At 36.6% G+C, this 13,823-nt stretch carries 11 protein-coding genes and 2 pseudogenes; 5 read left to right on the top strand and 8 right to left on the bottom strand.

Annotated features, from left to right (window positions below; all coding sequences use genetic code 11):
- Positions 1-147 precede the first annotated feature (147 nt).
- From AC0L8O_RS01955 to AC0L8O_RS01935, 5 genes and pseudogenes are all read left to right on the top strand, one after another.
- Positions 148-1,697: pseudogene (locus AC0L8O_RS01955) on the top strand (spore germination protein).
- A 12-nt stretch (positions 1,698-1,709) separates the two neighbouring features.
- Entirely contained in the window at positions 1,710-2,894 is a 1,185-nt protein-coding gene (locus tag AC0L8O_RS01950) for a Ger(x)C family spore germination protein (protein WP_473446386.1), read from the top strand.
- Between the two features lie 6 nt (positions 2,895-2,900).
- Positions 2,901-3,134, top strand: coding sequence for a hypothetical protein (locus AC0L8O_RS01945; protein WP_473446385.1), 234 nt, complete (start codon positions 2,901-2,903; stop codon positions 3,132-3,134).
- Between the two features lie 21 nt (positions 3,135-3,155).
- On the top strand, positions 3,156-4,265 hold the full coding sequence (locus tag AC0L8O_RS01940) for a GerAB/ArcD/ProY family transporter (protein WP_473446383.1): 1,110 nt from the start codon (positions 3,156-3,158) through the stop codon (positions 4,263-4,265).
- Between the two features lie 6 nt (positions 4,266-4,271).
- Positions 4,272-5,355, top strand: a pseudogene (locus tag AC0L8O_RS01935) (GerAB/ArcD/ProY family transporter).
- Positions 5,356-5,530: 175 nt separating this feature from the next.
- Here AC0L8O_RS01935 and AC0L8O_RS01930 read toward each other — a convergent pair.
- The 8 genes from AC0L8O_RS01930 to cysI all read right to left on the bottom strand — a co-directional run bounded on the left by AC0L8O_RS01930 (position 5,531) and on the right by cysI (position 13,815).
- Entirely contained in the window at positions 5,531-5,704 is a 174-nt protein-coding gene (locus tag AC0L8O_RS01930; RefSeq protein ID WP_473446382.1) for a Fur-regulated basic protein FbpA, read from the bottom strand.
- Positions 5,705-5,726: 22 nt separating this feature from the next.
- Positions 5,727-6,140, bottom strand: a complete 414-nt coding sequence (locus AC0L8O_RS01925; protein ID WP_473446381.1) for a hypothetical protein — start codon at positions 6,138-6,140, stop codon at positions 5,727-5,729.
- Positions 6,141-6,640: 500 nt separating this feature from the next.
- Positions 6,641-6,850 carry a hypothetical protein gene (locus AC0L8O_RS01920; RefSeq protein ID WP_473446380.1) on the bottom strand — a complete coding sequence of 70 codons (210 nt, stop codon included), beginning with the start codon at positions 6,848-6,850 and terminating at the stop codon, positions 6,641-6,643.
- A 329-nt stretch (positions 6,851-7,179) separates the two neighbouring features.
- Entirely contained in the window at positions 7,180-8,574 is a 1,395-nt protein-coding gene (locus AC0L8O_RS01915; protein WP_473446379.1) for an aldehyde dehydrogenase, read from the bottom strand.
- An 83-nt stretch (positions 8,575-8,657) separates the two neighbouring features.
- Positions 8,658-9,866, bottom strand: a complete 1,209-nt coding sequence (locus AC0L8O_RS01910) for an MFS transporter (RefSeq protein WP_473446378.1) — start codon at positions 9,864-9,866, stop codon at positions 8,658-8,660.
- Between the two features lie 132 nt (positions 9,867-9,998).
- Complete coding sequence (locus tag AC0L8O_RS01905; protein WP_473446377.1) at positions 9,999-10,835, bottom strand: undecaprenyl-diphosphate phosphatase; 837 nt, start codon at positions 10,833-10,835, stop codon at positions 9,999-10,001.
- Between the two features lie 93 nt (positions 10,836-10,928).
- Complete coding sequence (locus AC0L8O_RS01900) at positions 10,929-11,906, bottom strand: ring-cleaving dioxygenase (RefSeq protein ID WP_473446376.1); 978 nt, start codon at positions 11,904-11,906, stop codon at positions 10,929-10,931.
- A 190-nt stretch (positions 11,907-12,096) separates the two neighbouring features.
- Positions 12,097-13,815, bottom strand: coding sequence for an assimilatory sulfite reductase (NADPH) hemoprotein subunit (gene cysI, locus AC0L8O_RS01895; protein WP_226529429.1), 1,719 nt, complete (start codon positions 13,813-13,815; stop codon positions 12,097-12,099).
- Between the last annotated feature and the right edge of the window lie 8 nt (positions 13,816-13,823).

Here is a 13,823-nt window from a genome sequence, read left to right as displayed (position 1 = left end):
GGATAATTCACCCTAATTTGTTAACAATACGTGTTAGCACCCTTTTCTTGCTAGGAGGTTTAGATTGAAAACACGTGTTCCTAAACCATTGTCAAAATTAATAAAAGAAAAAAACAAAACAAAAACTTTGCTGAAAAATTATCTGCCATTCAAGAGATAAATAGCAGATCACAAGAGCAAAAGAAGATCGAACAAATCTCTTCCAACCTTCAATGGAACTTATCCTATATTAAAGAGGTAATAGGAAACAGCTCAGATATCGTTATTAGAGACTTCAAGGCCGGTCAAAGTGGATTAATTGATCTCGGGCTTATTTACACGGATGGGTTAGCTGACAAATCATTTGTACAAGACTTTGTTTTAGATACTCTTATGGTTCAAATTAGGAATGCAGATGTTGATCATACTGATATTCACACAGACTTGTTCGAATTCATTAAGACACAAACTCTGCCGATTGGGGAAATAAAGGAGATTGTTCAATTCGAAACTCTTTTTTTCACTTTTTGTCTGGTGATACTATTTTATTAATGGACGGATTCCCTAAATGCTTAGCGATTGGATCCAGGGGCTGGGCTGATCGCGGAGTGCAGGAACCTTCTTCACAAACAGTTGTTAGAGGACCAAAGGATGGTTTTTCTGAAACATTAAGAACGAATACGGCCTTAATAAGACGTCGCATTAAAGATCCAAACCTTTGGCTTGAGACGAAACAACTTGGCAAAAAAACGAAAACAGATGTTGCCATTATGTATCTAAAAGGTGTTGCTAACGAAAAGATGGTAAAAGAAGTTCATACCCGCTTAGATAAGATTAAAATAGATGCCATTCTTGAAAGTGGATATGTAGAAGAACTGATACAAGATAGTACATTTACTCCCTTTCCAACTATCTTTAATACAGAACGTCCAGATACAGTGGCGGCAGCCATATTAGAAGGAAGAGTTGCTATTCTTGTTGATGGAACTCCATTCGTTTTAGTCGTTCCTGCTCTGTTAATCAATTTTTTTCAAGCAAGTGAAGATTATTATCAGAGAGCCGACATCGCAACACTTATTCGGTTACTTCGATATCTGGCATTTTTTCTTGCATTACTTACACCTTCAGCTTATATTGCGGTGACTACCTTCCATCAGGAAATGCTGCCCACTCCATTACTAATCAGTCTTGCAGCACAGAGAGATGGCGTTCCATTTCCTGCGATTGTAGAGGCCATTTTTATGGAGATAACATTTGAAATATTACGAGAAGCCGGAGTTCGAATGCCTCGAGCTGTTGGGTCAGCGATCTCCATTGTCGGAGCGCTTGTAATTGGACAGGCAGCTGTTGAAGCTGGGATTGTCACCGCCACAATGGTTATTGTTGTTTCCTTAACAGCGATTAGCAGCTTTGTTTCTCCAACATTTAATATGGGTATTGCAGTGCGGATCCTACGATTTGGGTTTATGATTCTTGCTGGAACGTTCGGTTTATTTGGCATTATTTTAGGCTTAATTGCCATGGTCCTTCATCTTAGCAGTTTGAGATCTTTTGGGATTCCTTATTTATCACCAAATGCTCCATTTATTTTACAGGACCAAAAGGATAATTTTTTTCGACTTCCGCATTGGGCTTTATTTGCACGCCCACGTTTAATAAGTCAAAAGGATACAGATCGAGAGGATACACCTTCTCCAAAACCACCTACTACTAGTTAAGGAGTTTACCTTATGTACAAGAAGTTACTTATTATTATTTGTATGCTTCTTCTCACTACCGGTTGCTGGAGTAAAAAAGATTTAAACGAACTTGCCATCGTGACAGCGATTGGTATCGATAAAACAAAAGATGGATATTCTGTTTCGATACAAGTATTAAATCCGTCAGAGCTTGCCGGAAATACAAGCTCTGGTCGTACTGAAGTGGTGAGGTTTGTAAAATCTGGAGAAACCGTATTTGAAGCATTACGAAAGCTATCAACTGACACTCCAAGAAGTATTTATTTAGCACATCTTCGTGAAGTAGTCTTTGGGGAAGAACTGGCTAGAGAAGGAATAGGGAAAGCACTTGATTTTATTTCAAGAGATCATGAAATGAGAACTGACTTTTATATTACGGTCGCAAAAGGATCTACTGCCGCTGACATCTTAAATATTCAAACCGCAATTGAAAAAGTCCCGGCGAATAAACTTTTTAATGCACTTGAAAACTCTGAGAGTGTTTGGGCAGCAGCAAAAACAGTTAAATTAGATGAATTAATTAACAGTATTGTAAGCAAGGGAAAAGAACCTGTACTAACTGGTATCTATCATTATGGAGACGCCGAAGTTGGCGGCAGTATCGAAAACGTTCACAATGTCTCACCCGATACAGGGTTAAGAATTGATTATCTTGCTGTTTTTAAGAAAGACAAACTGATCGGTTGGTTGAATATGAATGAGAGCAAAGGTTTTAACTATATTACCGACAATATTAAAAATACAGTCGTAACCATTGAACAAGAAGATGGCAAAATCACCATTGAAACTTTACGTTCTAAAACTAAAGTAAAGGGAAAAATGGAAAAAGGGAAGCCGGTTATCGATATTTCCGTTACACCTGAAGGAAATATCGCTGATGTTGAAAGCAGTATTGATTTATCAAAACCTGAAAATATCGACAAATTAGAAAAGGGATATAGTGACAATATTAAAGAGAAAGTACAAACCTCTATTCAAAAGGTTCAAGAGGATTTTCAAAGTGATATTTTTGGTTTTGGAGAAGTCATTCATCGGGCAGATCCAAAAGCCTGGAAAGGACTAAAAGATAACTGGGATGAACATTTCACAAATTTAAACGTAAATGTTCATGTCAAAGCAGACATAAGAAGATTAGGGACAATTACAGACTCATTCCAAAAAGAAACAAAGGAGTAAACATGCATGTGGCCAATTGTTGGAATTCTCCTTATAGGTTTACTCGTTTGGATTATTGAGATTAAGACATTATTAAAAAGTAAAAGCTACCGGGAGATAATCATCTATAGTTTCTTACTGATTAGCGGACTATCATTTGCTGTTCTATTAGCACTTAATATAAGAATTCCGACTCCGCTTGGTTTCCTAAACCGTATATACAGTCCTATTATTTCATCTATAGAACGTTTTTTGTCATAGAGAGGTAGTTGATATGTAAACATGCTTGAAAAAGGGAAAATTAATACAGGTGAATTTGAAATTATTGTGATTATTTTTACTCTAGGTAGCTCCATACTAGTAGGGCCATCTTTACTCGCCTCTTATGCAAAACAAGATGCCTGGATTGCCTCTCTTCTCTCTTTAATGATTGGAATATGTTTTATTTTTTTATATAACAAGCTGACATCCTTTTATCCTGAAATGACCTTTATAGAAATGACGAAAAACATTTTAGGAAGTTGGATAGGAGGTTTAGTTTCCTTTCTTTTCATTATTTATTTTTTTATACTTTCCGCTGGTTTACTTAGAGAGATTGGGGATTTCTTAACAACTCAAATTCTCGTCGAAACACCTATTCAGACGATCTTGATTTCTTTCATCCTCATCAGTATGGCAGGAGTTAAATTAGGAATTGAGGTTATCAGCCGTACAGCCATCATTTTCTTCCCTTGGATGATTTTGATGCTTGCACTACTATTTTTATTTCTTATCCCTGAAGTAGAGATTTCAAATATCCGACCTATTTACGGAGAAGGATCTAAAGCCATAGTAAGAGCTACATACAGCAGTTTGGGACTCCCTTATTTAGAATTGTTTATTTTTTTAATGATTACCCCATATGTAACAAACAAACAGGGCTTGAAGAAATCCTTTTACAAAGGAACGATTATCGGGGGAGTTGTTTTATCGATCCTAATCATATTCAGTATCATAGTACTAGGAGCAGATTTTACTGCAAGGCATGCATACCCTTCCTATATATTAGGGAAAAAAATAAGCCTTGGAACGGTAATTGAAAGATTAGAAGTCATAGTTGCTATCATCTGGTTTTTTTCTATGTATTTTAAGCTTACGATTTGTTATTACGGAATCACTCTTGGCCTTGCACAACTATTCAAATTAAAGAGCTATAAAATTCTGGTTTTTCCATTAGCCTTTTTACTAGTCACCTTTTCTCTCATCCTATACCCGGATATCGTTAATTTTCAAGATTTCCTTGCACACACATGGACACCGTATTCCTTAACGATTTGTTTATTAATTCCATGCATGATTCTGTTTGCAGCTAAGGTTAAACAAATCAAAACGAACAAAGAAAGCGGATGGTAAGACAATATGGAGAATGCAAAGATATCTGCCATACAGTTGGTTACGATCATGTATATTTTTGTTGTAGGTACAACCGTTATTTTCCCATTAGCTGCCGATGCTGAACAAGCTGCCTGGATTTCAATTTTACTTGGTATGCTTTTAGGTTTTCCCTTGCTTTTGATTTATCACTATTTATATAAACTGTATCCTAACCTTGTCTTAACAGAGTACACAAAAAAGATCCTGGGTAAATACTTAGGTACCGCAGTCGGCATTTTCTATGTTTTGTTTTTTTGTACGGGGCTGCCCGTGATGTTCGAGATGCAATGGAACTGGCACCTCTTTTTTTGCACGGAACACCTATATCGGTCATCGGGATTATGTTTTTACTCCCAGTACTCTATGGGTTATTCTTAGGCATAGAAGTCCTGCTAAGAACAAGTGAAATATTTATCGTGTATCTTGTCCTAACAGGGATTTTAATGATTATCTTCATTTTTTTTCTGATATCTTTCAATATGAAAATTTATTACCAGTATTAGAGCCTGGTTGGAAGAAGATTATCGGTACAACATTGAAAGAGGCTTGGATTGCACCGTTTGGGGAAGTCGTTTGTTTTACAATGATTTTTGCCTATCTCAATAAACCAAAACTTCAATTAAAAGCTTCTTTTATGGGAGTGATATTAGGAGGGATGTCTTTAACATTTTTTCATTTTTTAACGATCGGGGTATTAGGTGCTGATAGTAGAAGTACTTCCATCTCTCCTTTACTGAAAATGGTTCAAAAAATTGAGGTAGCTGAGATAATTCAGAGACTTGATGCACTTTTTATGATTTGGCTGCTAGTTAATGATTTTTTTAAAGTCGCTATTTTTATGTATGCAGCAGTAATAGGTGGCGCAACATTATTTAATATATCTAAGAATGTGTTAATTTTACCTTTTGGAGCCATAGTATTTTTCACTTCCTATTATTTTACAGAAAACTACATTTCACATATGGCTCAAGGTGATTTTATGCTTGCCTATATTTATCCCATTTTCACCTTTGCTATTCCCCTTCTATTGTGTGTTGTGGCTTTTACTAAGAAAAAGTTTAAAAAGTGATGTCGGTTTCGAATTTCGTCTAATAGTAAATATAATTTAAAAATCGTAAATACAAACTGTTAATCGGTAAATATAATCCCAAAAAAGCAAATAAAATCAGAAAATCGAAAATAAATATTAAGTGTCCAAAAAAAGAACATGAAAAAGGAGGCTTACTTTCACCTTTTTCATGTTCTTATGAAATGGAATGGTGCTTTTCTTTTACAAGCTTATATTCACTTTCCAGTTCAGGTAAAGATAATTCATATAATTGGCGATTATCTGATGATTTAAAGCAGTTTAACTTTAACAGCTGTTGAATGATAAAGTCCTTCTGAAAGACAATGCCTTGTTTCATGTTTTTACTCATTTCTTTCACATCCTATGAAAACCTACATTAGTTGATTTTCCGTCATACTATTTAAATGTTTGTCTAACATAATTTTTAACTCATTGGACTTTTTCAAGCCATTTGTCGCTTCTAAGAATATATCCTCATCACCAAGCGCCAGAGACTGATCAACCTGAAATTTCAAGTGATTAATATGTAACTCCAAATCCATTAACGAATAAATATACCCTTTAATGAAATATTTTTCTAAGTCGTCTAATGCCATATAAATATACTTTTCAGAATTCAGGATAACCATGTTATACCATCCCTGATCATATACATATGTGCGTTCATTTGTTACTTCCAGTAATTCTCCACGCTTAATTGTAAGCATATCTTCGTGCTCCCCATCTGGACAAAAACACTCGACAAAATGTTGGAACTGTTGATTCACGATAAAATAGTGATGCATAGTCGAAACTCCTTTCTTAATGGACATTTTGACCTTTAAATTTTCCTTTGCATTGCTTTGTTAAAGGACATTCAAAGCATCCTTGATTGTTTTCATTAATAAGTTGCTTTATATACTCTAAATATTGAACTCCCTTTGGAATGGATAAAGGGCAGTTATTCTTCCATCTAATAAAGAAACAATCTCAATCTTTTCAGGTAGTATCCCCAAAGTCTCGTAAGAGAAAACCGAAACGAGTTGACTATATCTTTCCATCAACTGCTGATCTGCCTCTAAAAGAAATTTTTTTACTGAAAAAGATGTAACTGACCATTCTGCTAATTCGATTGTAATGGAGGCCTTATGTTTAGTTTTTCATATAAGAAAAGCGGCGGTTGCTTACTTTTCATTGAGAGAAACTGGAGCAAATGATCGGTTATTTTGGCTAAAACCATATAATACTCTTCCCCGGACTGAAAAAAATCAAACCTGACTTGGTGCCAATACTTATTTATTAACTTTTATGCAGATAGCTTTGTCTGATCGTCTAAACGAAGCTCATAATATCTATGGACAATTGAATTGATGACTGCTTGTATATTCTGTCTCCACATTCGCTCTTTTTCATGAAGGAGCTGAAAATAGTAAACTTGGTACGGACATTTTATAAAAGACTCTAAATGATCTTGCATCACATGTTTCTCTACTAAAAGTTTGTTTTCATTCATCATTTAGAGAACACTTCCCCCATCTGATGATAATGATTATCATTATCTTTTATAATTCTAATTGAAAAGTGTTCTCAATGTCAAGGATTCATCTCATGAAATATTTTAGAAAAACTTGACTTGTCGCCAAAGAACAAAAGCGCAAACGCCTGGACCTCGGGCAAATAAGAGCAAATGAATAGAAGACGCGTTTTTTGTCTTCCATTCATTTGTGGCTAGACCCTAGAGGGGCTAGCCGCTGGAGCTGGATGTCGAAGCGCTTATCCACAGTTTAAGAATTTTATATTTCCTAAACGATAAAAAAGGATCAGTTCCCATAACTGATCCTTTCGTTACTTCATCAATTTTTTCATCATCTTTAAACTATTTTTTGCATTTGGATACCTGAAACTAAAATCAAAACGATTAGTTTGTTTGAGTACACTTTTATAATGGGAAAACGTTTGAAAGCTCGCCTCGCCATGATATGTTCCCATTCCACTTTCACCAACACCTCCAAAAGGCAGGTATGGCGTGGCAATATGCATAAGTGTATCGTTAATACACCCTCCACCAAATGATGTAGATTCAGTGACTTGTTTTGCTACCTCATCATTCGTTGTAAAAACGTATAAAGCTAACGGCTTAGGACGGCTATTAATAAAATTAACTGCTTCTTGTATGTTATCGTACTCCAAGATGGGCAGTATGGGTCCAAAGATCTCATCTGTCATTAGAGGGGATGTAAGCTCTTTTGGTTTGATCAGTGTTGGATTTATCTTTAGTTGGCTTTCATCTGATTGGCCGCCGAACAGGATCGTTCCATCTGATAAGTAACTCTTTAACCGATGAAAATGACGGTCATTCACAATTTTTGTAAACTCTTCATTTTGAATTGCATTTTCACCATAAAAATCAATAATCACCTTTTTTAATTCTTCGATCAATGGCTCTTTAATTTTTTTATCGAGTAAGAGATAATCCGGTGCAATACAGGTTTGACCGGCATTAATTAGCTTTCCAAATACAATTCTCTTTGCAGCAAGCTCCAAGTTGGCTGATTGGTCTACAATGCAAGGGCTCTTCCCGCCAAGCTCTAACGTAACTGGTATTAATCTTTCGGCAGCAGCCTTCATCACAATTTTCCCCACAGGGACACTTCCAGTAAAAAAGATATAATCAAATGGTTGATCTAATAAAATACTTGTTGTCTCGACTCCACCTTCCATCACAGTCACATAGGCAGGGTCAAACGCTTCTTGAATTAACCTTACCAGTATTGAAGATGTATGTGGAGTTAATTCGGAAGGCTTTAGAATGGCTGTATTTCCCGCTGCAATAGCTCCAATAAGTGGGGCCAGTTGTAGCTGAAACGGATAGTTCCATGGTGCAATGATGAGCGTGACACCATAGGGCTCAGCTACTCTAATACCTTTTGATCCTATATGTGTCTTCGCTGTTTTTACTTTTTCAGGCTTCATCCATTTACCTAAATGCTTTAATGTAAATTTTATCTCCTCTAGCAAAAAGCCAATTTCAGTCATATATGCTTCTGTTTCAGATTTATTTAAATCAAGTTTAAGCGCCTGACAAATTTCTTTTTCATATTTCCGAACCTGATCAGCAAGGGTTTGAAGCATTCCTTTTCTGTAGTCCTTTGACTTTGTTTGACCCTTATGAAAAAAGTTTTTTTGAAGTTGAACAACTGTTGATACAGATTCAACAGTCTGTTCGCTCAATTGAACCATGACAATTCCTCCTAAAAGAGCTTATCACCTGTTAATATAGACCTCATAAGATGAAGATGTCAAAGTTTATCATTCCTTCTTACCTACATCGACTCTATTTTCTTTTTTGATAGAGGCGAATGTTGATATCCCCATGTCAGTGATAAGAACATTCCAATTATTCCTGCTGCGCCTGCGGTCAAAAACACGGGAAGAAATGTTCCTTCCTCAGAAAATAATCCTGAGATAAATGGCCCTAGAAAAATACCGATTGCATACACTGCTTGAAACAACCCCATCGCAGTGGCGCGTTTTCTATTCGGAATGGTTTGAATCGCCATTCCCATTAACAATGGTATGGTCATCCCTTGGGCAAAGCCATTAACTGCCTGGGTAAGATAAAGAACTTCCAGGTTATTTATAAACGGAATCATAACTGAAAACACACATGAACCACAAAATCCTACAACCAATATTTTCCACTTTCGGAAGTTTCCAGCTAAATATCTTCCAGTTATAATTGGCGCAATTGCATGAGGAACCATAAAGCTAAACACTAAATAAATAAGGCTATCTTTTGAGGCACCTATCTTTAGCGCATAATCTGGTGTAAATCCAAACATCGTAATAAATAGGACAGCATGAGCAAGTGCTGATAAGATTGCTGCTTTTAAGACAGTAGGCTCTCTTAGGACTTCATTTAGTTCACTCATTTTAATCTTCTTAGTCTCTGTTTTCTTCTTTGATTCTTTTATTCGAAGCGCTAACAAGATCCCAAGTATTCCAACAAATCCGCCTATCCAAAATGGAGATTTCCATCCCCATTGAGTCACGAGGTAGCCACTCAAACCCATGCTAATAAGTTGAGAAGCAACCGTAATAAACTGTACATTCCCCATAGCTCTTGTTGTGTCGTCTTGCTTAAAATAGCTCGCATATAGAACAGTAAATGCAACCCACATTGATGCTGTAATACCGGAAATAAACCTTGAAACCAAAGCAAACTCTATACTCTCTGTTAAAGCAAAACCGAGACAGCTAATCACTCCTGTCACTAGACCAGCTATTACAAACGGCTTCCGAATTTGCAGGCGATCTGAGACAACTCCAACGGGAAGTCGTAATAAAATTTGCATAATACCATAGCTTCCGACGATAAATCCAACGAACGTGTATGTACCACCTAAATAATCCAAATAAGAGACAAATACCGGTACATAAATATAAAGTGAAAACCAATAAATAAAGGTAATTAGAATAAACAATATATGATCATAGATTGAGAGCTTTTGAACTTCGATAGTACCAGTCAAAATAAACCTCCTTAAGTAGTTTTCTTTGTATCTTTATTAATCTTATCGGCTTTCATACATCTTTAAAATACTAAAAATAAAAAAAGAGAAGAAAATCAACATTATGTTAATCTCCATCTCTTTATAATATGCTTAGAAGTACAATACCCAAATCACGACGACCAGCACAATACGATAGATCGCAAATGGCATTAGTTTAATTTTATTAATCAATTTTAAGAAAAACCGGATGGATATTAACGCAAAAACAAACGCACTAATAAATCCTGCGATAAAAAACGGCATGGCATCAAGTGTGAAGTATTGCCAGTTTTTAAGAAGAGATAGAAAGCTTGCTCCCGCCATAATCGGTACAGCCATAATAAATGTAAAATCAGCTGCTGCACGGTGGCTCATTCCCAATAACACACCACCTGAAATCGTCGAGCCAGAGCGTGAAAACCCCGGCCATAATGAAAGACACTGAATAAGTCCCACTGATAATGCCTGCTTGTACGTAATTTGGTCAACAGTATCAATCTTCGGTACTTTTGGACCGAAAAGGTCAGCAGCAATCATTAAGAGCGCACCCACAACTAACCCGATTAACACGGTCTCAATGGAGAATAAATACTCATCGATATAATCTTCAAACAAAACGCCTAAAACACCTGCCGGAATTAACCCGACAATAACTTGTGACAGCTTTAGTCGATTCTGAGTAGTCCTTTTTTGTACTTTTTTGCTAAATCTGCTTAATCCCAGCATTTGAATAAATCTGTCTTTAAATACAACGACAACTGCTAGTATAGACCCTAGTTGAATAACAATTTTAAATGTATTTGCAACATATTTTGTTAAAAATTCTTCTGATTGTAACCACATATCATCAACAATAATCATATGACCTGTTGAAGAAACTGGTGCAAATTCTGTTAATCCTTCTACCAAGCCTAATATAACAGCTTTTAAGATTGTTATAAAATCCATCTTTATAAGCTCCTATCATTCTTTAATCGGTAAACCCACAAATGTAAGTATACCGTCAAAGCAGCTGAGATGGAACTTAATTTTTCCTTAAGATTATTCTTTTACAAATTCCTTTGTACTTCTTACTGTGTCAATCGGGCGAACCATTTTTTCAATTTGTACACGTTTTGGTTCCAGAAAAGGTGGCAATGAGAGTTTTTCACCTAATGTTTCATAAGGCTCATCCCCCATAAATCCCGGACCATCTGTTGCAAATTCAAATAAAATATGAGGGGCAACCCTAGCATATAATGATTCAAAGAAATGTCTGTTTACATATCCTGATGTGTGGAATCCTATGTTTTCCATTCTGGAAATCCACTCTTCTAACACATTTCGATCCTCTACACGGAAGGCTACGTGGTGAACTGTACCAAAGCCTTGAATTCCCTGTGGAAGCATGACATTATGCTCCACTATAACCTGCGCTCCATTTCCACCTTCACCTACTTCGAATAAATGGAATGATCCTTCCTGGGCAATTTCCTTAAACAAAAGAGCTTTTTCTAATACTTCTTTTAGTTGATCAAAATTGGAAATTCTGATAAAGATTGGCCCCAAGCCTGTAATAGCGTATTCTAATGGAATAGGTCCTTTCTGCCAAGGTGTACCTGAAGCAACTCCCTTATTACGCTCATCAGATATTAACTGGTAGTGTTGGTCATCAAAATCAACAAAAGACAGTGTTTTCTTGCTAAATTGTTCTTTAATTCCTGTGTGCTTAACTCCTAAACGGTCAAATCGTTTAACCCAATAATCCAGTGAAGCATCTGTTGGAACCCGGAAAGATGTTTTTGAAATTTCGTTCGTTCCATGAACCCCTTTCGGAATACCAGGAAAATCGAAGAATGTCATATCCGTTCCTGCGCTGCCTACATCATCGGCAAAAAATAAATGGTAAGTCTGAATATCATCCTGATTAACTGTTTTCTTCACTAAGCGCATCCCTAGTACATACGTGAAAAATTCATAATTTTTTTCTGCACTACTGGTAATAGCTGTTACATGGTGTATTCCTTTTAAATGGTTCATTTTCATTCCTCCGTTATGATGATTATACTGTTTATTATGATTTTTTTACGTTCATAAATACACTTAATTAAAATATCTCGATTTAAAGATAATATATCATGAAATTACCTTCATGGCAAGTCATTGAACTAAGGTAAAGTTATCCCTTGGATAAAATAAAAAACCAAGGATTTCTCCTTGGCTTTAGTTATCAATCATGAAAATTTGTACCATCTGTTGTTGCTTTAATAATACCTGCGCGGATTACGAAGTCACCAAAGTGCTCGTTTTCTTTACGTTCTTTTGCGTAGCGTGGAAGAATTGTACCAAGCTCTTTCAAAATTTCTTCTTCTCCGATATTTTCACGGTACATTTTGCTTAGACGTGTTCCGTCATGTGCTGCACCTAAGTACATATTGTATTTACCAGGGGCTTTACCGATAAATCCGATTTCGCCTAACGCATGGCGTGCACATCCGTTTGGACAGCCTGTCATACGGATCGTTATCTCTTTATCATTAAGACCGTTTTGATCAACAATTTCATCGATTTTATCGATAAGTGTTGGTAGATAACGTTCTGCTTCTGCCATTGCCAAACCACATGTTGGTAACGCCACACATGCAAGTGCGCTGCGGCGTAATGCAGAGTAATGCTTACCATCGGTTAGACCATATTTTTCAATAATCTCATCGATTTTCTTCTTTTTCTGTGTTGATACATTTCCGATGATTAGGTTTTGGTTCGCTGTTAAACGGAAATCGCCCTTGTGAATTTTCGCGATTTCTCTTATTCCAGTCATCAGTTTGTAGTTTTCATAGTCTGTTACGCGGCCACCTTCAATGAATAATGTGAAATTCCATTTTCCTTTCACACCTTTTACCCAACCATAGCGATCACCGTTATGGTCAAAGTTGAATGGTTTTGCTTCATCAAGACTCCAGCCAAGACGATTATGAAGTTCCTCTACAACATTTTCCAATCCTAATCGATCAACGGTATATTTGAAGCGGGCATTTTTACGAGATGAACGATTTCCGTAATCACGTTGAATGGTGATCACTTTTTCTGCAACATCATAGATTTGCTCCGGTTTACAGAAGCCGATTACTTTTGCAAGCTGTGGATATGTCGCTTTATCACCATGTGACATCCCCATTCCGCCACCAATCGCTACGTTAAAACCAACAAGCTTGTCGTTTTCAACAATTGCGATTAAGCCTAAGTCTTGAGAAAATACATCGACATCGTTTGACGGTGGTACAGCAATCCCGATTTTAAACTTACGTGGTAAATAAAGCGGGCCATACATTGGCTCAACTTCTTCAATATCAGGTGTACCTGCTACTCTTTCTTCATCAAGCCATATTTCATGGTAAGCTCTTGTACGAGGAAGTAAATCATCACTTAGCTTTTTAGACCATTGGTACACTTCTTCATGAACAGTTGACTGATAAGGGTTTGCGACGCACATTACATTACGGTTAACATCCCCACAAGCAGCAATCGTATCCATTAAGGATGCATGAATGCCTTGAATTGTTGGCTTCATATTCCATTTTAGAATACCATGCATTTGGAATGTCATACGAGTTGTAAGCTTGAGTGTTCCATTTCCGTATTTATTTGCAAGATCATCCATTACAAGCCATTGATCAGGTGTTGCTACACCACCAGGTAATCGGACACGAAGCATGAATTGATAAGCCGGCTCTAATTTTTGCTTCTGACGTTCATTACGAAGATCACGATCATCCTGCAAATAGCTTCCGTGGTGCTTCATTAGGCGGTTATCATCATCAGAGATACCGGCGCTTAGTCGCTCAAGCATGGATTCTTTTAGCGTACCGCGCAAGTAGTCACTTTCTTCTTTAATACGTTCAACATCACTTGGAGCGCCTTCTGGTGCTTTTAATATTTGGTTCGCCATGTTCTTTT

The organism is Metabacillus sp. KJ11-3, assembly GCF_055808295.1.
This window is presented reverse-complemented; position numbering and strand designations above follow the sequence as displayed.

Coding starts and splice junctions, on each gene's coding strand:
- AC0L8O_RS01900 (WP_473446376.1), bottom strand. CDS start 11,906: ATGAACCATTTAAAAGGAATACACCATGTAACAGCTATTACCAGTAGT.
- AC0L8O_RS01925 (WP_473446381.1), bottom strand. CDS start 6,140: ATGCATCACTATTTTATCGTGAATCAACAGTTCCAACATTTTGTCGAG.
- AC0L8O_RS01950 (WP_473446386.1), top strand. CDS start 1,710: ATGTACAAGAAGTTACTTATTATTATTTGTATGCTTCTTCTCACTACC.
- AC0L8O_RS01920 (WP_473446380.1), bottom strand. CDS start 6,850: ATGATGAATGAAAACAAACTTTTAGTAGAGAAACATGTGATGCAAGAT.
- cysI (WP_226529429.1), bottom strand. CDS start 13,815: ATGGCGAACCAAATATTAAAAGCACCAGAAGGCGCTCCAAGTGATGTT.
- AC0L8O_RS01945 (WP_473446385.1), top strand. CDS start 2,901: ATGTGGCCAATTGTTGGAATTCTCCTTATAGGTTTACTCGTTTGGATT.
- AC0L8O_RS01905 (WP_473446377.1), bottom strand. CDS start 10,835: ATGGATTTTATAACAATCTTAAAAGCTGTTATATTAGGCTTGGTAGAA.
- AC0L8O_RS01915 (WP_473446379.1), bottom strand. CDS start 8,574: ATGGTTCAATTGAGCGAACAGACTGTTGAATCTGTATCAACAGTTGTT.
- AC0L8O_RS01930 (WP_473446382.1), bottom strand. CDS start 5,704: ATGAGTAAAAACATGAAACAAGGCATTGTCTTTCAGAAGGACTTTATC.
- AC0L8O_RS01940 (WP_473446383.1), top strand. CDS start 3,156: ATGCTTGAAAAAGGGAAAATTAATACAGGTGAATTTGAAATTATTGTG.